The organism is Paraburkholderia caffeinilytica (assembly GCF_046030355.1).
Lineage (GTDB): Bacteria > Pseudomonadota > Gammaproteobacteria > Burkholderiales > Burkholderiaceae > Paraburkholderia > Paraburkholderia caffeinilytica_B.
In genome coordinates this window covers 1-24141 of record NZ_JAQQCQ010000027.1, presented here as the reverse complement: position 1 = coordinate 24141, position 24141 = coordinate 1, and the positions used below count along the sequence as shown (strand labels likewise).

Sequence of the window (24141 nt, the reverse complement as noted above, 5' to 3'; positions counted from 1 at the left end):
AGGGGAATTTGCGCGCCTCGCTCCCTATCGTTGCAACGTACGCATGGCGCGCTTCACGGCGCCGGGGATCGCCGCGCCGGCTCGATGCGCGCTTTGTCCGTCGCGCCGCAGCCGCGTTGTGTGAATCATCCGCAGCAGACGATTTTTCGCCAGGACTGGCATGGATTGGGGAGCAATAGATGAGCGTCACATTTGAACTGAAGGGCCCGGTGGGCTGGATCACGCTTGCGCGTCCGGAAGCCATGAACGCGCTGTCGCGCGAGATGGTGGAAGGCATCACCGCGAAGCTCGTGGAATGGAAGGACAACCCGCAGGTGCGCGTCGTCGCCCTGACGGGCACGGGCCGCGCGTTCAGCGCCGGCGCCGACCTGAAGACGGCCGGCGCGCCCGCGCAGCCAGGCGAGAAGGACTTCCTCGACAAGATTATCGAGCTGTTCGACACGATGCGCGCGTTTCCGCGCCCGGTCATCGCCGCCGTCAACGGTCTCGCGCTCGCGGGCGGCCTTGAGGCTGTGATGACCTGCGACTTCGTGATCGCGGCGGAAAGCGCGCGCTTTGGCGACGCCCACTCGAACTTCGGCGTGTTCCCGGGCGGCGGCGGTGCCGCCGTGCTGCCGCGCAAGATTCCCGTGAACATCGCGAAGTATCTGCTGTTCACGGGCGACTCGGTGTCGGCGCAGAAGATGGAGCAGTACGGCCTCGTCGCGGAAGTCGTCGCCGATGCGGAACTGCTCGACCGTGTGCAGGCGATCGGCGAGAAGCTCGCAGCGAAGAGCCCGCTCGTGCTCTCGAAGATGAAGTGCGTCGCCGACGAATCGGCCGACAAGCCGGTCGCCGACGCGCTGCGCCACGAAGTGCTCGAGCTGCGCAATCACCAGCGTTCATACGACATTCAGGAAGGGCTGCGCGCGTTCGTTGAAAAGCGCAAGCCGGAATTCAAGGGCTACTGATCCCGGCGGCATCGCACGGGCTCGTTTGATTTTTTGGGGACATCATGGAAAACATCTATATCGTCGGCGTGAGCATGACGCCGTTTGGCCGTCACATGGACAAGAGCGTCAAGCAGCTCACCGCGTGGGCGGTCGAGGACGTGCTCAAGGACGCTGGCTGCGAGCGCAAGTGGGTTCAGGCTGCGTTCTTCGGCAACACGGCGCAGGGCCACTTCGACGGCCAGCACATGATTCGCGGTCAGGTGGCGCTTCTGCCGATCGGCCTCGGCGGCATTCCGATCTACAACATCGAGGGCGCGTGCGCGTCGTCGAGCGCGGCGTTCAATCTCGCCGTGATGCAGCTGCGCGCGGGCGCGGCCGACGTCGTGCTGGCCGTGGGCGCCGAAAAGATGTATTCGAACGACAAGGCCAAGATGTTCTCGTGCTTCGAATCGGCCTGGGACGTCGAGACGCTCGACGAGAACAAGAGCTGCCTCGCCGGCATGGGCAAGGACATCGTGCCGCCGCCCGGCTCGCAGTCCGACAAACCGTACAGCCCGTTCATGGACGTCTATGCAGCGCTCGGCCGCGCGTTCATGTCGCGCTTTGGCGTGACGCAGCGCCAGATTGCGGCGGTCGCGGCGAAGAATCACAACCACTCGGTGCATAACGAACGCTCGCAATATCGTAAGCCGATGACGATCGACGAAGTGCTGGCCGCGCCGCCGATCACCTACCCGATGACGCTGCCGATGTGCTCGCCGATCTCGGACGGCGCCGCCGCTGCGATCCTCTGCACGGAAAGCGCGCTGAAGAAGTACGGGTTCGACCGCAGCCGCGCCGTCAAGGTCATGGCGAGCGTGCTGCGCTCGGGCTCCGCGCGCGCGGCCGACGACTATGAGAACGCCTGCACGCCGCAAGCGGCGAAGGATGCTTTCGAGCAAGCCGGCATCAGCCCGTCCGAAATCAACGTCGCCGAACTGCACGACGCCACCGCGATCGGCGAACTCATCACGTTCGAAGGTCTCGGCCTGCGCGAGCCGGGCATGAGCGGCATCCTCGCCGAGCGCGGCGAGACTTCGCTTGGCGGCTCGATCGTGGTCAATCCGTCGGGCGGCCTCGAATCGAAGGGCCATCCGATCGGCGCGACCGGCCTCGGCCAGATCTTCGAGCTGGTCGAGCAGCTGCGCGGCAACTGCGGCCAGCGTCAGGTCGAAGGGGCGCGCTTTGCGATTCAGGGCAACGGCGGCGGCCTCTGGCGCGTGGAAGAGGCGCTCGAGCACATTGCCATTCTCGGCAAGGCTTAACGGCGGAAAGTATGTGGCCGGCCGGCGCGGCCGGCCAGGAGTCAAGCTATGGTTGAAATCAGTTGGGAGGAGCGCGTCGCGGTCCTCACGATGAAGGGCGCGTCGGCCTATAACGTCATGGATCGCGCGATGCTCGAGCAGCTCGGCGCCGCGCTTCGTGACGTGGTCGCGCAGGGCGCTCGCGCGATCGTGCTGACGGGCGCCGGGCGCGTGTTTTCGGCGGGCGGCGACGTGCATATGTTTCACGCACTCGCGCAGGAAGGAGAGGACGTGTTGTCGAGCACTATCGGCGCGCTCATGGAGGACCTCGGCAACCCGATTACCCGTTTCATCGCCGAGTCGCCGGTGCCGGTCATCAGCGCCGTCAACGGCCCGTGCGTGGGCGGCGCGCTCGGCTATGCGCTGGCCGCGGACATCGTGCTGTGCGCGCGCTCGGCGTATTTCCTCGTGCCGCAGGTCACGCAGCTGGGCGTCGTGCCGGACTTCGGCATCAACTGGGTGATTGCGCGTGCGCTTGGGCGCCCGCGCGCGCTCGGCATGGCGTTGCTCGGGGATCGCATCAGCGGCGAGCAGGCGGAAGCCTGGGGCCTTGCATGGCGTTGTCTCGACGACGCGGAGCTGATGCCGCAGGCGCTCGCGATGGCAGGAAAGCTGGCCGCGCTGCCGACCGAGGCGGTGCGCGAGTGTCGCCGCCTCGTCGACGGCTCAGGTCAGGTTTCGATGAAGCAGTCGCTCGCAGACGAGCGCGAACTGCAACGCGGTCTCGTGCGCTCGACGTTCTTCCGCAACGCCTGCGCGCGCTTCGCAGCGAAGTAGCTCACCGTGAAGTGAGAACGCGGACATCCTCGCCGCGTTCCCGCACAAACGACAACGAACCCTCTCTTGCCGTTGCGCCGACGCTCAGAGATTGCGCGAGATGATGAGCTTCTGGATGTGGCTCGTGCCCTCGTAGATCTTCGTCACGCGCACGTCGCGGTAGTAGCGCTCGACCGGGAAGTCGCTCAGATAGCCGTAGCCGCCGTGGATCTGCAGGGCATCCGAGCAGACCTTCTCGGCCATTTCGCTCGCAAAGAGCTTGGCCATCGATGCTTCCTTGGTACACGGCAGACCGGCCGTTTGAAGACGCGCCGCGTGAATCACGAACTGATGCGCGATCTCCACCTGAGTCGCCATGTCGGCGAGATCGAAGGCGACGCCTTGCAACTGGATGATCGGCGCACCGTAGGCTTCGCGTTCCTTCGCATAGCGCACGGCAGCGTCGAGCGCGGCGCGAGCCGTGCCGACGGCGATGGCCGCGATCGCGATGCGGCCTTCCGACATGCCGCGCAGCATCTGCCGGTACGCGCTGCCTTCCTCGCCGATCAGGTTGGCGGTCGGCACGCAGCAGTCGATCAGCTGGATCTGTGCGAGGTGCGCGGAACGCTGACCAAGCTTGTCCTCGACGCGCGCGACATGGTAGCCGGGTTCGGACGTGTCGATGATGAACATGCTCGCGCCCTTCTTGCCCGACGCCTGGTCCGTAATGGCGAGTGCCACGGCGACACCGGCCTGGTTGCCGTTGGAGATGAACTGCTTGTTGCCGTTCAGCACGTAATGATCGCCGTCGCGCTTCGCCGAGGTGCGGAACGCAGCGGTGTCCGATCCGGCCTGCGGTTCTGAAAAGAGGCCGGCGCCAAAACGCTCGCCCGTGACCATGCCTGGCAGGAAGCGCTTCCTTTGTTCTTCGTTGCCCAGCTCGGCGATCAGGCCCGCGATGGTGTTGTGAACGTGCACGACGGTGGCGAATCCCGCATCGGCGGCGGCGAACGCTTCGAGGGCGAGGCAGTATTCGACGAAGCTCGCGCCCGATCCGTCGTGTTCCTCCGGCACCAGCATGCCGAGGAAGCCGAGCTTCGCGACTGCATCGAGCTCGCGGGTCGGCCATGCGTGGGTGCGGTCGCGCTCGGCGGCCGTCGGGGCAACGATTTCGGTGGCGACGGTGCGCGCCGAGTCGCGGATCATCACTTCCTGTTCGCTCAGGAACGCTGCGGATACGTCGGTCATGGGTTCTCTCTCTCCTGGTTGGACGTGCGCGGTGGCGTGCGCCGCGAGGCGCGCCACCGCATGGTGTTGCGACAGAGGCCGGACGTGCGCGTGGCGCGCACGCGGTCCCGGGTGCCTGCTTTCACTATGAACGGTGCGGGCGAGCGTCGCTCCCCTACATTGGAGGGGGGTGAGGGAGTGGTCTGGATGCCCCCCATCTGGAAGGGGGCGGCTGTCCGGGACGGTGCCCTATGCTTGGTTCACAACCAGAGGTGTGCTGCGTTGCGCGCCGCCCGGCGGGCAAGTCGCCCTCGTCGAGCACGCTGGTTGCGCGTGCCGCGCGACGAGGAGGCGCGGCATGTCGCTAACGGCGCGCGGCGCGGTACAGGTTCATTCTTTTGATCGAGACATTGGAGAGACTTTCATGAGCATCCGTTTTGACGGAAAGGTTGCGCTGGTCACCGGCGCAGGCGCGGGTCTTGGCCGCGCGCATGCGCTGGCATTCGCCGCGCGCGGCGCGAAGGTGGTGATCAACGATTTCGGCGGCAGCCGGGACGGTACGGGCAGCTCGACGTCGGCCGCGCAGGCCGTGGTCGACGAAATCCGCAAGGCGGGCGGCACCGCGATCGCGAACGGCGCGAACGTCGCCGACGCGGCGCAGGTCCAGGCAATGGTCGATCAGGCGATGGCCGAGTTCGGCCGCATCGACATCCTCGTGAACAACGCGGGCATCCTGCGCGACAAGAGCTTCACCAAGTCGCAGCCCGAAGACTTCAAGCTGGTGCTCGACGTTCACCTGATGGGCTCGATCAACTGCTCGAAGGCGGTGTGGGACGTCATGCGCGCGCAGGAATACGGCCGCATCCTGATGACGACGTCGGCAGCGGGTCTCTACGGCAACTTCGGCCAGGCGAACTACGGCGCGGCCAAGATGGCGCTCGTCGGCCTGATGAACGTGCTGAGCGTGGAAGGCCGCAAGAACAACATCAAGGTCAACACGATCGCACCGGTCGCGGCGACACGCATGACCGAAGACGTGTTGCCCCCCGAGGCGCTGCAGCGCATCCAGCCGGAGCGCGTCACGCCGGGCGTGCTGTATCTGTGCAGCGAAGAGGCGCCGACGAAGGTGATCCTCGCGGCGGGCGGCGGCACGTTCTCGACCGCCACGGTCATGGAGACCGCACCGGTCCATCTCTCGGACGCTGAGCTGAGCCCGGAAGGCGTGGCTGCGCGCTTCGCGCAGATCGCCGACTGGAGCACCGCACGGGCCTACAAGGAAGTGACGGAGCAGGTGCAGGTGTTCCTCGCGCCCGTTGCGAGCTAAACCTTCGCATAGGTCGGTAAGACTCGCACACGGCGTCCCGCATGGACGCCGTGTGCATTTTCAGGGTGGAGGAATTCGGTGAAACTGGACTTTGCCAATGTCATGTCACAGCTTGCGGTGCGGTTCGCGGATCGCGAGGCGCTCGTCAACGTCGAGCGCCAGCGGCGTTATACGTTCCGCGAGCTTCATCTGTTGACCAACCGCATCGTCAACATGATGCGCGAGCGGCTAGGCCTGCGCCGCGGTGACGTTTATCTTTGCCTGCTTGAAAACGACAATCTGTCGCTGCTGCACGCGTGGACCGCGCTCAAGGGGGAAGCGTCCGCGGCCTGGACCAACTTCCGCGATTCGATCGACGAGCATCGCTGGCAGGTCGATTTCATTCGGCCGAAGGTAGTGTTCATCGAGAACACGTTGCTCGACCGCTATTTCGACTGGCTGCACGAGCGCGGCATCCAGGTGGTGTGCATGGATCCGCCGGCCGCGCCGCGCGAGGGGCTCGCGTATTTCCGGGACCTGCTCGACGGCGTGCGCGACGACAAACCGGGGGTGGCGAGCGAGGCGTTTTCCGACCCGCTCGTGTACCGCTTCACGGGCGGCACGACGGGCACGAGCAAGTGCGCGCGGTACACGATGGACAACTGGCTCGCGAGCCGCGACTCGCTGTATGTGGAGTTCGAGCAGGTCTATTCGGAAGAAACGCGCTATCTCCACATGGCGCCTATCAGTCACGGCTCCGGCCTCGCGATGCTGCCGACGCTGTTTCGCGGCGGCTGCACGATCACGCAGAACCTGCCTGACCTCCGGCAATGGTGCCGCAACATCGAGGCCGAGCGCGTCACGACCACGCTGCTGCTGCCTACGCTCGTCTACCGTCTGCTTGAACTGCCCGAGGCCGCGCAGCACGATCTTTCGAGCCTGCACACACTGGTCTATGGCGGCTCGCCGATGAGCCCTTCAAAGCTCGCGCACGCAAAGGCGCGCTTCGGCAACGTGTTCATCCAGCAGTACGGATCGACCGAATGCCTGCAGGCCATCTCGACGCTCACGAAGGCCGATCACGGGCGGCCCGGCGAACACCACCTGGCGTCGGCGGGGCGCCCGTCGCCGGGCATGGACCTGAAGATCATGGACGAGCGCGGCAACGAACTCGCGCCCGGCGAGACCGGCGAAATCTGGCTGCGCTCGCGCGCGACGATTTCCGGCTACTTCGGCAATCCGGCCGCGACCGCGTCGGAATTCGAAGACGGCTACTGGAAATCGGGCGATCTCGGCCATCTCGACGAAGAAGGGTATCTCTACATTGTCGATCGTAAGAAGGACATGATCATTACGGGCGGCTTCAACGTCTATGCCGTGGAAGTGGAAGCGGCGCTGAGTTCGCATCCGGCGGTGGAGAATGCGGCCGTGGTCGGTGTGCCGCATGAGGAATGGGGCGAGGCCGTGCACGCGGAGGTCGTCTTGCGTGCCGGCGCCGAGGTGTCGGGCGAGGCGCTCATCGAGCACGTGAAAGGGCGGCTCGGCCGCTTCAAGGCGCCAAAATCGATCGCGTTCGTGCAGTCGCTGCCGCTTAGCACCGTCGGGAAGGTCCTGCGGCGCGCGGTGCGGGAGAAATACTGGAAAGGTATCTTGCGGCGCGTTTCGTAGCGGGTGCGGGGGATTCGTCGAGCCGCTTCTACGGTGGGACCGTAGAAGCGGTTTTTTTATTCAGCGGTCGTGTCGTGTTCGGGCGGTGTCGTGCCGGGCGCGCGGCAGGGTGAAGAGGAAGGGCCGCGCCGCGCGCTCCGTACGCCCATACCGCCTAGCCGATGCGGCGAGCCTGATCCTTCCAGTACTTCTCGCGCACGTGACGGCGAAGCACCTTGCCAACCGGGCTCAACGGCAGCGCTTCGACGAAGCTGATGCTTTTCGGTGCCTTGAAGCGGCCAAGCAGGCCCTTGACGTGCTCGATCAATTCCTCGGCGCTCACCTCGCTGCCGGCCCGCACGAGCACCTCGGCGTGCACGGTCTCGCCCCACTCGACATGCGGCACGCCGACCACGGCCGCATTTTCCACCGCCGGGTGTGAACTCAACGCCGCTTCCACTTCCACGGCATAGACGTTGAAACCGCCCGTGATGATCATGTCCTTCTTGCGGTCGACGATGAAAAGGTAGCCGGCGTCGTCGAGATAGCCGAGATCGCCGGACTTCCAGAAACCGTTGGAAAACTCCGCCGCCGTGCCCTCGGGATTATTGAAGTAGGCCGCGATCGTGCCGCGGCAACGTACCCAGATCTCACCGGTCTGGCCTTGCGGCACTTCGTTGTCGTTGTCGTCCACGACCTTGACCTCGATACCCGTGCCGACCTGGCCCGCCGACGCGAGACGTCCTGTCGCGACACCGGTCAGATGGTCGGCCTTCGACAGTATCCCGACCATCTGCAGGCACTCGGTCGCGCCGTAGATCTGCGTGAAGACGTTGCCGAAACGATCCTGTGCGAGCTTGAGCTTCGCGGGGCTCATCGGCGAGCCGCCGTAAAAGATCGTCGTGAGCGAAGACAGGTCGTATCCGGCGATCTCCTTCACCTCGAGCAGGCGGTAGATCAGCGTCGGCACGAGCAGCGCGTTGGTGATCTTCTCCGTCTGGACGTTGAGGCTCCACTGGCGAAGGTCCGGGAGGTTCTGCGTGACGTTGCAGCCGCCGCGGAAAAACGTCGACAGGATGCTGAATCCGGAAGCGTGGCTGATCGGCGCCATGTGCAGATTGCGCGTGTGCTCGTCGAAGTACTGCTCGTTTTCGAAGTACGACGCGTCGCGCATGGCCATCCAGTTGTCGATGGTGTACTGCGCGCATTTGCTCCTGCCCGTCGTGCCGCCGGTGAAGCGGTAGATGAGCACGTCATTGGACGTGTCGCTCTCGACGTCGGGGTTAGCCTCGCTGCTGCCTTCCACGAGACGCCAGAAGTCGTGGAGACCGTCGCGCGGCGCGGCGGGCGGGTCCATGCAGACCACCGTGATGCCGCGTTGCGTCAGGAGGTCGAAATAACGTTCCAGCAGCGTGTTTTCGATGAACACCACCTTTGGCTTGATGAAGTCCATCTGCCAGCAGTGCTCCTCGAGCGAGTCGCGGAAGTTGGTGTACACGGCGCCGGCCTCGCCCTTGAGCGCCGTCCACGTGTGCAGCAGCGACATGTTGTCGTTTTCGAGCAGACACATATAGAAGTCGCCACGGCGCAGGTCCAGCCGCTCGCGCATCATGTTGGCGATCCGGTTGGTCAACAAATGAAGCTCGTGGAACGTGTAGCGCCGCTGGCGTTCGATGTTGACGAGCGCCTCATTGTTCGCGTATTGCAGCGCGGTATAGCCAACGATCCGCGCAAAATTCATTTTCATCCCATGTCTCCGGTTCTTTTTCGCCGGGCTGCCCGGATGCGTGCGGCACCCGGACAGCCCTGCCTAGAGCTGATTGTCTGCATTTGCTTAGGGCGTCGCTCCCTCCTTTTCGGGGGGCGCAGCGTCGTACAGGCGGTGGCGCAAGAGCCGTCTTCGGGCAACGGGACGTGGCGGGCGGCGGGCGCAGGCTCGCGCATGGCCCATTGTCTCACTTCAGCCGTGACGGCCGCTTCGGCGGTCCGCTCCGTTCAGACGGCCCGATACCAGGCCACGCCGTCTTTTTCGTCGACCGCCGCGAGTCCGCGGATCACGAGGTAATTCAGGTGGGCGATGCTTTCTCCCGTGGCGAGCCCGTAAGTCGATGCGTTGCCGGGCTCGATGGTGCGGCCGAACAGCGTGCTGAATGTGTCGACCGCGCGTTTGGGCTCGGCCAGTGCGTCGTGCAGTCGCTCGATCGCGCGCCGCTGGGACGTCGCGAGACGTGCAAGGCGCGCGTGCAGGCCGGTGAACGGTTCGTTGTGCGCGGGCAGGACAAGGACGTCGTCGGGCACGCGTTCGCGGATGGCGTCGAGCGAGGCGAGCCACTCGGCGAGCGGATCGGCGTCAGGCTCGCTCGGCAGCACCGATACGTTGGACGAAATGCGCGGCAGCACCTGGTCGCCCGAGACGAAGAGCTTCAGCGCCGGGCAGTACAGGCACGCATGCTCGGGCGTGTGGCCCGCACCGACGACGACCTCCCAGTCGTGCCCGCCGATCGCGATGATGTCCCGGTCGCGGATGCGCCGATAGCCGCCGGGTAGCGGAAAAATGAGCCGCCCGAAGGTGCCGAAGCGCTTGCAGTAAGCGTCGAGCGTGGCATCGTCCCAGCCGGCGCGGCGGTAGAACGCGATGGCTTCGTCCGGCGCGGGATGGCCGGTGTCGCCCGCGAGCATGCGGCATTGCAGGTATTCGGTACGCGTCATCCACAGGCGGCGGCCATAGCGGCGCGTGAGCCAGCCGGCCATGCCCACGTGATCGGGGTGCAGGTGCGTGACGAGCACGCGCGTCACGCCTTTGGCGAGCGGTCCGTCGAGCAGCATGCGCCACGTGTCGACGGTGTCCTCGTTGCCGAGCCCGGTGTCGATCAGTGTGTGACCGTCCGCTTCCTCGAGCGCCCAGACGTTGATGTGCGTGAGCGTCGAGGGCAGCGCGAGGCGCATCCAGCGCACGCCCGATGTGATTTCGCGCGCTTCGCCGCGTTCCGGCGGCGTGCCGCAGGGATAGGCGAGACCTGCGTCCCGATGGTTCGCGTCAGTCATTGCTGCGGTCCCTTTGCTGGAGTCATTCGAATCGGCACGTTGCTGGCAGATTCGACTTATATCGTGATTCGCCCTGCCTCTGCCCCCTCCATTCCGAGGGGGCAGAGGCACTTATGCTCGTCCGCCAGACGCGGCGCCCCCGTCTTCAGGACAGGGGCGGCGCATCGCTGCGCCTGCTCAAATCGAGGTTCACCTTCGTCTGGCGAATACGCGCGCGGCGGCGACGCGCGTGCGCGAACCGCAAACGTTCGCCGGATCAAACTTGTGGCGCAAGGGGCTCGCACGCTTGCACAGGCGGGCCGCCCGCGACCGCGCACACTGAGCAGGAGTACACGATGAGCTATAGCGCGCCCGTCAAGGACATGTTGTTCGTCATGAAGGAACTGGCGGGTCTCGACGATGTGGCCGGTCTGCCGGGCTTCGAAGAAGCCACGCCGGAGACCGCACAATCCGTGCTGGAGGAAGCCGGCAAGCTGGCCAGCCAGGTCTGGGCGCCCCTGAACGTCGTGGGCGACCGGCAGCCCGCGCAATGGAGCGAAGGGCGCGTCAGCGCGACGCCGGGCTTCAGGGAAGCATTTCGCCAGTTCGCCGAGGGCGGCTGGCAAGGTCTCGCGCATCCAGTCGAATATGGCGGCCAAGGGTTGCCCAAGTTAGTCAGCGCGGCGTGCCTCGAAATGCAGAAGGCCGCAAACCTGTCGCTCGCGACGTGCCCGTCGCTCACCGACGGCGCGATTGAGGCGCTGCTGATGGCCGGCAGCGACGAACAGAAAACGCGCTATCTGCCGCGCCTCATCTCGGGCGAATGGTCCGGCACGATGAACCTCACGGAGCCGCAGGCCGGCTCCGATCTCGGCTTGCTGCGCACGCGCGCCGAACGCCAGGCGGATGGCACGTATCGCCTATTTGGCACGAAGATCTTCATTTCGTGGGGCGAGCACGACATGAGCGGCAACATCGTGCATCTGGTGCTCGCGCGCACGCCCGATGCGCCCGAAGGCGTGAAGGGCATCTCGCTCTTTCTCGTGCCGAAGACCCTCGTCAATGAAGACGGCTCGCCGGGTGCGCGCAATGACGTGCAGTGCGTCTCTATCGAGCACAAGATGGGGCTAAAGGGCAGCCCGACCGCGGTACTGCAATACGGCGACGAGGGCGGCGCGCTCGGGGAACTGATCGGCGAGGAGAATCGCGGGCTCGAGTACATGTTCGTCATGATGATTTCGGCGCGTTTCGCCGTGGGCATGCAGGGTATTGCGGTGGCCGAGCGTGCGTATCAGAAGGCGCGCGAGTATGCGAAGGAGCGCGTGCAGAGCCGCCCGGTGGACGGATCGGCGCAGCATTCGGTGACGATCGTCCATCACCCGGACGTGCGCCGCATGCTCGGCACGATGCGCGCGTTGATCGAGGCGTCGCGCGCGGTGGCCTATGTCGCGGCGGCGCATGCCGACCACGCGCATCATCATCCCGACGCGTCTGTGCGCGCCGAACATCATGCGCTCTACGAGTTCATGGTGCCGGTTGTGAAGGGCTGGAGCACGGAGATGTCGGTGGACGTGGCGAGCCTCGGCGTGCAGATCCATGGCGGCATGGGTTTCATCGAGGAAACCGGCGCCGCGCAGTTCTACCGCGACGCGCGCATCCTGCCGATTTATGAAGGCACGACGGCGATCCAGGGCAACGACCTGATCGGCCGCAAGACCGTGCGCGACGGCGGCGTGGTCGCGAAGCGGCTCATCGGCGAGATCGGCCAGGTCGTGCAGACGCTGGAAGCAAGCCCGGCGTTTGCGGACAGCGCGGCGTTCAAGGCGATGCACCGGCATCTCGCGGCGGCGAACCGGTCGTTTGTCAACGCGGTGACGTTCATGGTCGACAACGCCAAACGGGATCCGAATGCTGCGTATATGGGCGCCGTGCCGTACCTGAAACTTGTCGGCATCGTGTTGGGCGGGTGGCAAATGGCGCGTGCGCTGATCGCCTCACAGCGTTTGATGCAGGACGATCCGGCATTCCATGGCGCGAAGATCGCTACCGCGCACCACTACGCGACGCATGTTCTGCCGCAGGCCGGCGCCCTCGAAACCACGATCGTCAGCGCGTGTGGCGGCGAAGGTGTATTCGCGTTGAGCGAGGAACAGTTCTGATTTGCGAGTGGATGCGCCAATGAAAACGGGGCCGCGCGGCCCCGTTTTCATTCGGTTGTTCGCGCGGTCAGACGATCAAAGCACTTCGAACAGGGCCGCCGCCCCCTGTCCGCCGCCGATGCACATCGTCACGACGACGTGTCTGACGCCGCGGCGCTTGCCTTCGATCAGCGCGTGCCCGACGAGCCGCGCGCCCGAGACGCCGAACGGATGCCCGACCGCAATCGCGCCGCCGTTCACGTTCAGACGGTCCATCGGAATGCCGAGCTTGTCCGCGCAATAGAGCACCTGCACCGCGAAGGCCTCGTTCAGCTCCCACAGGCCGATGTCGTCGACCTTGAGTCCTGCCCTGTCGAGCAGCTTCGGGATCGCGAACACGGGGCCGATGCCCATCTCGTCGGGCTCGCAGCCCACGACATTGAAGCCGGCGAACCGGCCGAGCGGCTGAAGCCCTTTCGCGGCCGCAACACGCGCGCTCATCACGACTGACGCCGATGCGCCGTCCGAAAACTGCGACGCGTTGCCCGCCGTGATCACGCCGCCTGGCAACGCCGGGCGGATCTTCGCCACGCCTTCGGGCGTGGTGTCGCCGCGAATGCCTTCGTCGACGGCAATGGTGACGCGTTTCGTCACGATCTGCCCTGTTGCGGCATCGCTCACGCCGGCGAGCACGGTGATCGGCACGATCTCGTTGTCAAAGCGGCCCGCCGCCTGTGCGGCCGCCGCGCGCTGCTGGCTGCGCGCGCCATACTCGTCCTGGCGCTCGCGCGAAATATCGTAGCGGCGCGCGACGTTCTCGGCGGTCTGAAGCATGCTCCAGTAAATCTCGGGCTTATGCTCGACCAGCCACGGGTCGTTCGCGAACTGCTGGTTCATCTGCCGCTGCGTCCACGAGATGGTCTCGACGCCGCCCGCCACGAAAATGTCGCCCTCACCGGCGATCACGCGTTGTGCCGCCATTGCGATCGTCTGGAGTCCGGACGAGCAGAAGCGGTTGACGGTAGCGCCCGGCACGGTGGCGGGGCAGCCCGCGCGCAGCGCGATCTGGCGTGCGATGTTGCCGCCCGTCGCGCCCTCCGGATTCGCGCAGCCGATCAGCACGTCCTCGACTTCGCTGGGCTCGATGCCCGCGCGCGCGATGGCGTGCTCGACCACGTGGCCGCCGAGCGTCGCGCCATGGGTCATATTGAAGGCGCCTTTCCAGCTCTTCGCGAGACCGGTGCGCGCCGTGGAGACGATGACTGCTTCATTCATGATGACATTCCTTCGATGTTGTGCGGTGCGGCGCGCCTAGCCGTTGAAACCGGTGCCTTCTTCGGCGAGCCGCGCGAGGCGCGGCGCGACTTCCCACGCATGGCCCTGGTAGCCGTGCGCGTAGCGACGCATCGCGCGCACGACGTTGTAGAGGCCCACCTGGTCCGCGTAGAGCATCGGGCCGCCGCGAAAGCGCGGAAAGCCATAGCCGCTCAGATAAACCATGTCGATGTCCGAGGCCTTCGACGCGATGCCTTCGTCGAGGATCAGCGCGCCTTCGTTGACGAGCGCGAACACGAGCCGCTCGACGATCTCCTCGTCGGAGATCCTGCGGCGTGTGATGCCGAGATCTTTCGAGTGCTGCACGATCATCTCGTTGACCCACGGGTTCGGATAGGCCTTGCGGTCGCCGGGCTTGTAGTCGTACCAGCCCGCGCCGACTTTCTGCCCGAAGCGGCCGTTCTCGCAGAGCAGGTCGCCGGTCTTCGAGTAGTTGAACCCGGGCCGCTCGACGGCGCGGCGCTTGCGGATCGCCCAGCTGATGTCGTTGCCGGCCATGTCGATCATGCGGAAGGGACCCATCGCGAAGCCGAACTTTTCGATGGCGCGGTCCACCTGTTCCGGCAGTGCGCCTTCGTCGAGCAGGAAGCCGGCCTGGCGGCTGTACTGCTCGATCATGCGATTGCCGATGAAGCCATCGCACACGCCCGAGACCACCGCCGTCTTGCGGATCTTTTTCGCGAGTTGCATGACGGTTGCGAGCACGTCCTTACCGGTCTGCGCGCCGCGCACCACTTCGAGCAGCTTCATCACGTTGGCGGGGCTGAAGAAGTGCATGCCGATCACGTCCGCGGGACGGCGCGTGAAGGCGGCGATGCGGTCGACGTCGAGTGTCGACGTGTTCGAGGCGAGAATCGCGCCGGGCCTCATGACTTCGTCGAGCGCACGGAATACGGTCTCTTTCACGCCGAGGTCTTCGAATGCCGCTTCGATGACGAGGTCGGCGTGCTTGATGTCGTGATACGAGAGCGTGGTCGAGAGCAGCGCCATGCGGCGCTCGACGTCTTCCTGCGCGAGCTTGCCCTTCTTCGCGCTGTTCTCGTAGTTGCGGCGGATCGTGGCGACGCCGCGCTCCAGCGCGTCGGCCTTCGTTTCCAGCAGCGTGACGGGAAGGCCCGCGCCGAGGAAGTTCATGGCGATCCCGCTGCCCATTGTGCCCGCACCGATGATGGCGACGCTCGCGATCTCGCGCGTCGGCGTATCAGCTGGCACGTCGGGGATGCGGCTCGCGGCGCGCTCACCGAGGAACGCGTGACGCAGCGCGCGCGCTTCCGGCGTGCCGAGCAGATAGACGAAGTGGTCGCGCTCGTCGGCCAGACCCTGATCGAACGGCTTCAGCGAAGCAGCCACGGCCTCGACGCAGCGCAGCGGCGCGGGATACTGGCCCGCGCGTGCGGCGACTGTCTGGCGAGCGACGCCGAGATAACCCTCGTCGTTTTCGTGGCGCACCTGAAGGTCACGCAAGCGCGGGTGCGGACAAGGGGCTGTGGCGGTCGCCCGCGCGAATTTAATGGCCGCGCCGAGCACGTCGTCCTCGACGATTTCGTCGAAGAGCCGTGTGCCCGCGAACTTGCCGGCACTGACCGGCGCACCGGAGAGAATCATGTTGAGGGCAGGCTCGAGGCCAATCGCGCGCGGCAGACGCTGCGTGCCGCCCGCGCCCGGCAGCAGGCCGAGATTCACTTCCGGCAGCGCAATCTGGGCCGTGGACGAAGCGAGGCGATAGTGGCAGCCGAGTGCGAGTTCGAGGCCGCCGCCCATCGCGGTGGCGTGAATTGCCGCGACCACGGGTTTCGCCGACGCCTCGATGGTGGCGATCACCGTGGCGAGGCTCGGCTCCTGCAAGGCCTTCGGCGTGCCGAATTCGCGAATGTCCGCGCCGCCCGAGAACGCGTTGCCTGCACCGGCGATCACAATCGCCTGCACGGCATCGTCCGCTAGGGCGCGCGTCATGCCTTCGATGATGCCGATGCGCGTGGCGAGCCCGAGGCCGTTCACTGGGGGATGGTCGAGCGTGATGACGGCTACGCCGTCGAGAGCCTGATACTGCGCCGTCATGCTGGGTTCCTTTGAGTCTTGAGCCGTTGCGCCTGCGCTGCGCGCGGAGGCGCGCCACGTGCGGGTGGTTGCCTCCGACCTGTGCGTGCGCTTGAGCACGCGCCAGGCGCCTGGCCCGGTTCGGGGGTGAGTGCCGGCCATGATGGCGCGGCCGTCGCGCGTTGACCCCTCCCTTTACAGGGAGGCGGTCCGGCCTGCCTGGTTACCCCAACAACGTTTACCCATCCCCTCCTTTTTTACAGGGGAGGGAGGGGGGGGAGTGCTGGCAATTTACGGCATGGCTACCCGGTATCGACCGCGCCGCGCAATACGTGCCGGCGGTCCGCGAACTCGCACGCGGGCATGGCAAGGGAGGCTGGCGTCCAGGGAAAGCACCGACGATGAAGACGAAGACAAAAGGAGACCACTAGATGGATCGCAAGCGCCGCAAAAACAGCAGGGCCATGACCCTGCCTCGCCTCACCGTACTGGCCGGCCTGATCGCGACCGTGATGCCGTTGCATGCCTACGCGTTCAAGATCGACACCGGTTCGCCCGACTGGGACGTGAGCTGGGATAACACCTTCAGCTACAACCTCGGCGTGCGCGCCCAGGGCGTCGACCCGATGATCGGCAACAACCCGAACTTCGACGACGGCGACTACAAGTTCAGCCACGGCGGCGACGTCGTCACCAACCGCGCCTCGATCCTCTCCGAGTTCACGGCGTCCTACCAGGGCTATGTGGGTATCCGGCTGTCCGGTTCCGCGTGGAAGGACTTCGCTTATGGCAGCGGCGACAACACGAATCCAGGGACCTACGCGCCGGGCATTACCTATCAGTCGATCCGCGCTTATCCGAACGGCGTCTACGGCTCCTATACGGACCGCTACTACGTACAGGGCGCGCAACTGCTGGACGGCTTCGCGTTCTACAACTCGCAGGTCGCGGGCCACGCCGTTTATCTGAAGGCCGGTCAGTTCACTGAGTACTGGGGCAATTCGCTGTTGTCGCCGACGCAGGGCATCTCCTACGCGCAGGGCGCCACAGACGGCATCAAGGCGTACAACACGCCCGGCACGCAGACCAAGGAACTGTTGCTGCCGCGGCCGCAGATCAGCCTGACCGCCCAGGTGACGCCTGAAGTATCCGTGTCCGGCCAGTACGAGCTCGGCTGGACTTACAACCGTCTGCCGACCGGCGGCACGTATATCGAGGCCGCCGACTTCATCGCCCAAGGGCCGTCCGGGCTTTTCCTCACGGCACTGCCGGGCGCTGTGCGTCCGCTCTTCGGGATGCCCCCGAGCAGCGCGCCTTTCGCCTATCAGGTGCCGCAGGGCAATTCGATTACGCCGCCGCAGGTCGACAACAACTTCGGCATCAAGCTCAACTGGACGCCGCAATTCATCGACGGCGCGATGGGTTTCTATTTCCGGCGTCTCGACGAAAGCCAGCCCTGGATACTCGCCGACTGGAAGACCATTCCCGCGCTCAAGACGGCGTTGCCAACCGACTACCACCTCGCCTACAACCGCGGCGCGCAATTGCTGGGCTATAGCTTCGACACGACGATCGGCAGCGTGGCTACCGGCTTCGAAGCTTCGTACCGTCACAACACCGCGCTGAATACGGCGCTCAGTCCGGCCATCGCGACCCAGACCGAGGGCGCGAAGGGCAACATCATCAACCTCGTGGCGAACGCGATCGTGCCGCTCTCGCGCTCGCCGCTCTGGGACACGGGCGCGCTTACGGCGGAAATTGGCTATACCCACCTGCTCTCCGTCACGCAGAACGCGCAGCTCTTCAACGGCGTGGGGTATGCGTCATGCCCGAGCAACAACAAGTGGAACGGCTGCTCGACGAAGGACTACGTCGGCTTCGGCGTCGTGTTCCAGCCGCAATGGCTGCAGGTGTTCCCCGGCGTCGACCTGAGCATGCCGACTTCGGTAACAGGCGGCATCTGGGGCACTAATCCGATCAATCCGGGCTCGGCGGCCGGCGCCCAGGGCTCCTTTACGTACTCGATCGGCGTGCAGGCGCTGATTCGCCAGCGCGCGACGATCACGCTGTCGTACATCGGCTATCACTCGCATGTGAACGGGACGTCGACGACGCCGAGCGGTCTGCCCTTTGACAGCGCCGGCAATGGTCTTTACGACCTGAACGACCGTCCGTGGGTCTCGCTGACCTTGCAGTCGTCGTTCTGAAGCATTCAAAACATCCAGGAGACAAACGTATGAAAACTCTGCTTCATCTGGCCGCGGCAGGCCTCGTGACGCTGCACGCCGCCGGCGCGTGGGCAGCGGTATCCGCAGACGAGGCCAAACAGCTCGGCACCACACTGACGGCGTTCGGCGCCGAAAAAGCCGGCAGCGCCGATGGCGTCATTCCGGCGTACACGGGCGGAATGACTACGCCACCGGCTGACTATGTGCCGAACAGCGGCAAGTGGCCTGATCCGTTCAAGGGCGAAAAGCCGCTCTTCAGCGTGACGGCCGCGAACATGAGCCAGTACGCGGAGCAGTTGACGCCCGGCGTGCAGGCGCTGCTCAAGCGCTTTCCCGACTATCACGTAGACGTGTATCCGACGCACCGCTCGGTGTTCTACCCGCAGTGGGTGCTCGACAACACGGTGAAGAATGCGACGAGCGCGCATCTCGTGGGGAAGGTCGAGGGCGACGGCGTGGCCGGGGCGTTCGGCGGCATTCCGTTCCCGATTCCGAAGAGCGGCTACGAGGTGATGTGGAACGCGCTTCTGAACTACCAGCGCACGGAGTATTCGGCGACCAACGTGGGCGCGTATCTCGTCGATACGTCGGGCGGACGCACGGCACTCCCTGTATTGAACTTCGTCGAATACCGGCCGTTCTACGACCCGAAGAACGCGGGCACGAAGGCCGACTGGCCCTATGACCGTCTGTGGGTGCAAATTCAGACGCCGCCGACCGCGGCGGGCCAGAGCGTGCTCGTCGACTACTCGATCAACTACTCCGACAACGACCAGGTGAGCTGGGCGTACTTTCCGGCGCAGCGGCGCACACGCATGGCGCCCGACTACAAGTACGACACGCCCGCCGCGAGCTATGGCGGCGTGACGTTCTGGGACGAGGCGTCCATCTTCCGCGGACGCATGGACAAGTTCGACTTCAAGCTCATCGGCAAGAAGGAGATGCTGGTCCCGTACAACAACTATCGTCTCTCGCAACTGCCGGTGGACGACGTGTTCGGGCCGAAGCATGTCAAGTCGGACGCGGTGCGCTGGGAGCGCCATCGCGTGTGGGTTGTCGAGGCCACGCTGAAGGCGGACGCGCGTCACGCGTATTCGAAGCGCACCTTCTACGTCGACGAGGATAGCTGGAACTTCGTCGAGACCGATGGCTTCGGTCACGACGGCAAGCTGTGGCGCGTGGGGCTCGACTACCACTTCCCGCTCTATGACGGCGGTGGCGTGTACGCGGTGACGCTCGGCTTCTACGACCTCGAGAAGGGCAATTACTTCCTTTCCTATACGACGGGGGAAAACGGTTCACCGCTTCTGCGCGTGTCCGACAAGCTCGACAAGCCGAATCTGTTCACGCCAGCGGGCATCGCGGGCACGGGCTTGCGCTGAAGGCGCATTGCACAGGAAGAGCAGGGCTTGGGTCGCTTCGGCACGCATGCGCATGGAACCGGCGCGGAATCCAGAGCGACGGCCCGGCTCAAGACGTTAGACGAAGAAGGGGTTTCAGATGAATCATGCAAGCGCCGCGCGCTCGGCGCTGGTCGCCGCCGGCTGGGCAGCGCACGCAGTCGCGGAACCGGACGCGCCCGCTTCGGCGGTGATCCGGAAAGACCCTTTCGTCGATCCGCTGGATGCGCCCGCCATCATGCACGCAGCAGTGGCGGGGCGGCCCCTGATGACGGTCGCGCGCGCCGGAACCCGTCTTGTCGCGGTCGGCATGCGCGGCTTGATCGTCGTTTCGGATGACGAAGGGAAAAACTGGTCGCAGGTGGGCTCGCCGGTTCGCAGCGACCTCGTCGCGCTGAGCTTTCCGACCTCGCGCGACGGCTGGGCAGTCGGACACGACGGCGTGGTCCTGCATACCGCGGACGGCGGCGGCACCTGGGTGCGCCAGTTCGACGGCCGCATGGCGGCGGCTTCGCTCGTCAATAACTACAAAGCAAAAATCGCGGCCGGTGACGCAGCCTTGCAGCCGTATGTCGACCAGTTGCTGCTCAACTACAAAGCGGGGCCGTCCTTGCCGCTGCTGGGCGTCTGGTTCAGCGACCCCCGGCACGGCATCGCAGTCGGGCCCTTCGGGACCGCCATCGTCACGGACGACGGCGGCAAGACCTGGATGCCGATGCTCGAGCGCATCGACAATCCGCAATTCCTGCATCTGAATGCGGTGCGTGGCGTGGCGGGCGGCGTATTCATCGCGGGCGAGAAAGGCACGGTGTTCCGATTCGATCCCGCAAGCGGGAAGTTTGCGCGGGTCGAATCCGGCTATGGCGGAAGCTTCTTCGGCATCGCCGGCGACGAGCGCGCGCTGTTCGCCTACGGTCTGCGCGGCACGATCTATCGCAGCACGGATCAGGGCGCGAGCTGGGCCCCCTTGAAGAGTCCGCTGCACGGTGCGGTTACGAGTGCGGTGCCAATCGAATCGCGTCACGCCGTCGTCTTCGTCTCGTCGAGCGGAGAGGCGACGCTTTATGACGAAACCACCGACACCTTCCACCCAGTGAAGACTGGCCGTCCCGCCGCTTTCACCGGCGTTCTGGCGCCGGGCGGCGACGCGCTCGTGCTGACCTCGCTGGGCGGCGCGAGCCTCGCGTCCGCGCGATAACGATTGCTGGACCTGCAAAAAGAGTATTGATATGAATCCCCATTCTGAACGTGGCGAAGCGATGCCCGTCGTGCGCGCGAGAGCGGAGTTCGAGACGAAGTCGGGATCGCGGCTCGAACGGCTGATCTTCAACAACCGGCTATGGATCGTGGCCGCGTGTGTCGTGTTGACGGCGCTGCTAGGCTTCCAGGCGATGAAGTCGAACGTGAGCGCATCCTATGAGCGGATGATGCCGCAGTCGAGCCCCTTCATCCGCAATTACCTCGCGAACGTCGACTCGCTGCGCTCGCTCGGCAATTCGGTGCGCGTGGTCGTCGAGAACCGCAATGGCAACATCTACGATCCGAAGTACCTGAAAGCACTGCGTGACATCAACGATCGGATCTACCTGCTGCCCGGCGTCGATCGCGCCTTCGTCAAGTCGCTGTGGATGCCGGTGGTGCGCTGGACCGAGGTGACCGAGGCGGGTTTTCAGGGTGGCCCGGTCATGCCTGACGACTATGACGGTTCGGCCGCGAGTATGGCGAAGCTGCGCCAGAACGTGGCGCGCGCGGGCATCGTGGGTTCGCTCGTGGGCGACGACCAGCGCTCGAGCACGATTTTCGTGCCGCTGCTTGATCGCTATGCGGACACCGGCAAGCCGTTCGACGCGCGCGCGCTGCACGACTCGCTCGATCAGATTCGCCACGACTACGCGCACGACGGCATCGACATTCATGTGATCGGCTTCGCCGAACTGGTCGGCGATCTGATCCATGGGCTGCTGCAGGTCGCGCTGTATTTCGCCGCGGCGAGTGCGATCGCGACGGCCGTCATCTACGGTTACACGCGTTGCGTGCGCAGCACCGCGCTGGTGATCGGCTGCTCGCTCGCCGCCGTTGTCTGGCAGCTCGGCATCGTTCATCTCCTCGGTGTCGATCTCGATCCGTACTCGATCCTCGTGCCGTTCCTGATCTTCGCGATCGGTGTGTCGCACGGCGCGCAGAAGATGAACGGCATCATGCAGGACATCGGCCGCGGCACCGATCGTTACGTCGCCGCGCGTTATACGTTCCGCCGTCTGTTTCTCGCGGGATTGACGGCGCTGCTGGCGGATGCCGTCGGCTTCGCGGTGCTGATGCTGATCGACATTCCGGTGATTCGCGGGCTGGCGGTGGCGGCGAGCGTCGGCGTGGCCGTGCTGATCTTCACGAACCTCGTGTTCCTGCCCGTCATGCTTTCGTATACGGGCGTGAGTGCCGCAGCGGCGGCGCGCAGCCTGCGCGCGGGCGAGCGGCAGCCGCTCGCCACGCTGCTCGTGCCGTTCACGCGGCGCGTGCCGGCGACCCTCGCCGTATTGGTGGCGGGCGCGCTGACGGCGGGCGGCCTGCTGGTCTCCGCGCATCTCAAGATCGGCGATCTCGATCCGGGGGCGCCGGAGCTGCGCGCCAATTCGCGCTACAACCGCGACAACGCGTATGTGACGAGCCACTACGGTCTGTCCACCGATCAGTTTGCCGTGATCGTCAAGACACCGCCGGGCGGCGTCAACGACTATAAGACGCTGATGGAAATGGACAACCTCGAGCAGGTTCTGCGCGATGTAAAGGGGGTGCAGACCACGATGTCGATCAGCGGCGCGAGCCGTCGCAACACGGCGGCCGGTTTCGAAGGCGATCCGCGCTGGATGACGATCAGCCGTGACCCGTTCGTTTCCACGGACGCGGTGAACAACGCCTACGTCGCGAATCCGGAACTCGTGAACGGCGCGCGGTCGGTCGCACCGGTGATCGCGTTCCTTGCTGACCACAAGGCCGAGACGCTCAAGGAGGTGGTGAACGCGGTCGAGGGCTTCGCCGCGCAGCACGATACCGCGCAGCTGCAGTTCCTGTCCGCGGCAGGCAGTGCGGGTATCGAGGCGGCGACGAACATCGCCGTCGAAAAAGCCAACCGTTCGATGCTGCTGCTCGTCTACGCCGCGGTAGTCGCGCTCTGCTTCGTGACGTTCAGGAACTGGCGGGCGGTGGTCGTGGCGGTCGTGCCGCTCGTCATTACGTCGATTCTCTGCGAGGCGCTGATGGTGACGCTCGGCATCGGCGTGAAGGTGGCGACGCTGCCGGTGACGGCGCTCGGTGTCGGCATTGGTGTGGATTACGCGCTCTATCTGGTGAGCGTGCAGCTTGCGCTGCAACGGCAGGGCGCGACGCTCGAAGCGGCCTATCGCGAGGCGCTGGGATTCACCGGCAAGGTGATCGCACTGATCGGCGTAACGCTCGCAGCCGCCGTCGTGACCTGGGCATGGTCGCCCATCAAGTTCCAGGCCGACATGGGTATTCTGCTGACCTTCATGTTCGTCTGGAACATGGTGGGGGCATTGGTGCTCATTCCCGCGCTTTCGCACTTCCTCCTGCAACCCCGGAGCGCGAAACAGACCTGCGCGGCCGCCATGGCGAAATGAGCTGTGCCGCGCGCGGCGCGGCCTCTCCACACGGCGCCGGTCATGGCCTCGCGAGGCGCATCCGGCGCTGTTTCTATTCCACCGACGAATGACAGCAGGCATGCGGCGCCCCCCCAAATTGGGCGGGGGGCATTCGTTGCCGATTCCCTTATTCTGATTCCGTGCCGCTTTCTGGCGGCGAGTCGTGTGCAGCGGATGTGGGGTTCCATGCAACGGCATGGCCTGCAATCTCGCGCCGCGCCGGTCGATATCGACAACCGATTCCGCAGCGGGCCGCGAGCACGAGCCATTTGATGTGAGGAACAGGACGTGAAACTGGAGAACAAGGTAGCCATCGTGACCGGCGCGGCATCGGGCCTCGGGCTTGCGACCTGCCGGGCGCTGGCGGACGCGGGCGCGCGCGTGGTGGGCTTCGATCTGGACCAGGGCAAGCTCGACGCGGCGCTCGGGGCCGGAATCGACGGCATCGCCGTCGACGTGTCGAGCGTGTCGAGCGTGAAGGCGGGTGTCGATGCAGTGGTCGCGGCATACGGCGCGGTGCATGTCGTGGTCAATTGTGCCGGCATTCTCGGTCCGTGCAAGACGATCTCGAATGGCGAGTTGTTTCCGACCGAGTTGTGGAATCGCGTGCTCGGCGTGAATCTGACCGGGACGTTCAACGTGATTCGTCACGCCGCGCTCGCGATGAGCGCGAACGAGCCCGAAGAGACGGGCGAGCGGGGCGTAATCGTCAATACAGCGTCGGGCGCGGCGCGCCAGGGGCAGATGGGGCAGGCCGCCTATAGCGCGAGCAAGGCGGGTGTAATCGGCATGACGCTGCCGGTCGCGCGCGATCTCGCCGGATACGGCATCCGCGTTGTGTCCATCGCGCCTGGCCTGTTCGAGTCGGGTATGTCCATGGGGATGCCGCAGAAGGTCTCGGACGGCCTGATCGAAAAGATGCTGTTCCCGCGCCGCATGGGCAAAGCGGCCGAATTCGCGGCGCTCGTGCAGCATGTGATCGGCAACGCGTATCTGAACGCGATGACGCTCGATATCGATTGCGGTACGCGCTAGGCGCTCAACAACATGAAGCGGTCAAGGAGAAAGTCGTGAAGGTTCTGGTGGCAGTCAAGCGCGTCGTGGATGCGAATGTA

General features: G+C 65.3%; 16 protein-coding genes. 11 read left to right on the top strand and 5 right to left on the bottom strand.

What is annotated here, in order from left to right; genetic code table 11:
* Positions 1-179: 179 nt before the first annotated feature.
* Genes PQQ95_RS30610 through PQQ95_RS30600 form a run of 3 tightly spaced genes read left to right on the top strand, consistent with a single transcriptional unit; the run spans position 180 to position 3052 of the window.
* Positions 180-950 carry an enoyl-CoA hydratase/isomerase family protein gene (locus PQQ95_RS30610; protein WP_408444493.1) on the top strand — a complete coding sequence of 257 codons (771 nt, stop codon included), beginning with the start codon at positions 180-182 and terminating at the stop codon, positions 948-950.
* Positions 951-994: 44 nt separating this feature from the next.
* Entirely contained in the window at positions 995-2236 is a 1242-nt protein-coding gene (locus PQQ95_RS30605) for a thiolase family protein (RefSeq protein WP_408444491.1), read from the top strand.
* A 48-nt stretch (positions 2237-2284) separates the two neighbouring features.
* Positions 2285-3052, top strand: coding sequence for an enoyl-CoA hydratase/isomerase family protein (locus PQQ95_RS30600; protein ID WP_408444488.1), 768 nt, complete (start codon positions 2285-2287; stop codon positions 3050-3052).
* Between the two features lie 84 nt (positions 3053-3136).
* Here PQQ95_RS30600 and PQQ95_RS30595 read toward each other — a convergent pair whose 3' ends face one another.
* Complete coding sequence (locus tag PQQ95_RS30595; protein WP_408444486.1) at positions 3137-4279, bottom strand: acyl-CoA dehydrogenase family protein; 1143 nt, start codon at positions 4277-4279, stop codon at positions 3137-3139.
* A 403-nt stretch (positions 4280-4682) separates the two neighbouring features.
* Here PQQ95_RS30595 and PQQ95_RS30590 point away from each other — a divergent pair, with 403 nt between their 5' ends.
* Together PQQ95_RS30590 and PQQ95_RS30585 are read left to right on the top strand one after the other, a co-directional pair.
* On the top strand, positions 4683-5582 hold the full coding sequence (locus PQQ95_RS30590) for an SDR family oxidoreductase (protein WP_408444483.1): 900 nt from the start codon (positions 4683-4685) through the stop codon (positions 5580-5582).
* A gap of 78 nt (positions 5583-5660) precedes the next feature.
* Positions 5661-7229 (top strand): class I adenylate-forming enzyme family protein, encoded by a 1569-nt coding sequence (locus PQQ95_RS30585; protein ID WP_408444480.1) that lies wholly within the window; start codon positions 5661-5663, stop codon positions 7227-7229.
* Positions 7230-7383: 154 nt separating this feature from the next.
* Here PQQ95_RS30585 and PQQ95_RS30580 read toward each other — a convergent pair whose 3' ends face one another.
* Together PQQ95_RS30580 and PQQ95_RS30575 are read right to left on the bottom strand one after the other, a co-directional pair.
* Positions 7384-8955 carry a class I adenylate-forming enzyme family protein gene (locus PQQ95_RS30580; RefSeq protein WP_408444478.1) on the bottom strand — a complete coding sequence of 524 codons (1572 nt, stop codon included), beginning with the start codon at positions 8953-8955 and terminating at the stop codon, positions 7384-7386.
* Between the two features lie 248 nt (positions 8956-9203).
* On the bottom strand, positions 9204-10253 hold the full coding sequence (locus PQQ95_RS30575; protein ID WP_408444475.1) for an MBL fold metallo-hydrolase: 1050 nt from the start codon (positions 10251-10253) through the stop codon (positions 9204-9206).
* Positions 10254-10588: 335 nt separating this feature from the next.
* Between PQQ95_RS30575 and PQQ95_RS30570 the strand changes: the two genes are divergently transcribed.
* On the top strand, positions 10589-12391 hold the full coding sequence (locus tag PQQ95_RS30570) for an acyl-CoA dehydrogenase (RefSeq protein WP_408444473.1): 1803 nt from the start codon (positions 10589-10591) through the stop codon (positions 12389-12391).
* Positions 12392-12466: 75 nt separating this feature from the next.
* Here PQQ95_RS30570 and PQQ95_RS30565 read toward each other — a convergent pair whose 3' ends face one another.
* Positions 12467-13645: an acetyl-CoA C-acyltransferase gene (locus tag PQQ95_RS30565; RefSeq protein ID WP_408444471.1), complete on the bottom strand. Its 1179-nt coding sequence runs from the start codon at positions 13643-13645 to the stop codon at positions 12467-12469.
* Between the two features lie 36 nt (positions 13646-13681).
* The gene (locus PQQ95_RS30560) at positions 13682-15763 is read right to left on the bottom strand and encodes a 3-hydroxyacyl-CoA dehydrogenase NAD-binding domain-containing protein (RefSeq protein WP_408444468.1); all 2082 of its coding nucleotides are present in this window, start codon (positions 15761-15763) and stop codon (positions 13682-13684) included.
* A 443-nt stretch (positions 15764-16206) separates the two neighbouring features.
* Between PQQ95_RS30560 and PQQ95_RS30555 the strand changes: the two genes are divergently transcribed.
* The 5 genes from PQQ95_RS30555 to PQQ95_RS30535 all read left to right on the top strand — a co-directional run bounded on the left by PQQ95_RS30555 (position 16207) and on the right by PQQ95_RS30535 (position 24061).
* Complete coding sequence (locus tag PQQ95_RS30555; RefSeq protein WP_408444465.1) at positions 16207-17949, top strand: DUF1302 domain-containing protein; 1743 nt, start codon at positions 16207-16209, stop codon at positions 17947-17949.
* A gap of 29 nt (positions 17950-17978) precedes the next feature.
* Positions 17979-19352 (top strand): DUF1329 domain-containing protein, encoded by a 1374-nt coding sequence (locus PQQ95_RS30550; protein ID WP_408444462.1) that lies wholly within the window; start codon positions 17979-17981, stop codon positions 19350-19352.
* 118 nt (positions 19353-19470) lie between these two features.
* Entirely contained in the window at positions 19471-20568 is a 1098-nt protein-coding gene (locus PQQ95_RS30545; protein WP_408444459.1) for a YCF48-related protein, read from the top strand.
* 31 nt (positions 20569-20599) lie between these two features.
* Positions 20600-23005, top strand: coding sequence for an efflux RND transporter permease subunit (locus PQQ95_RS30540; RefSeq protein ID WP_408444457.1), 2406 nt, complete (start codon positions 20600-20602; stop codon positions 23003-23005).
* Positions 23006-23314: 309 nt separating this feature from the next.
* Entirely contained in the window at positions 23315-24061 is a 747-nt protein-coding gene (locus tag PQQ95_RS30535) for an SDR family NAD(P)-dependent oxidoreductase (RefSeq protein ID WP_408444456.1), read from the top strand.
* Positions 24062-24141: the final 80 nt, after the last annotated feature.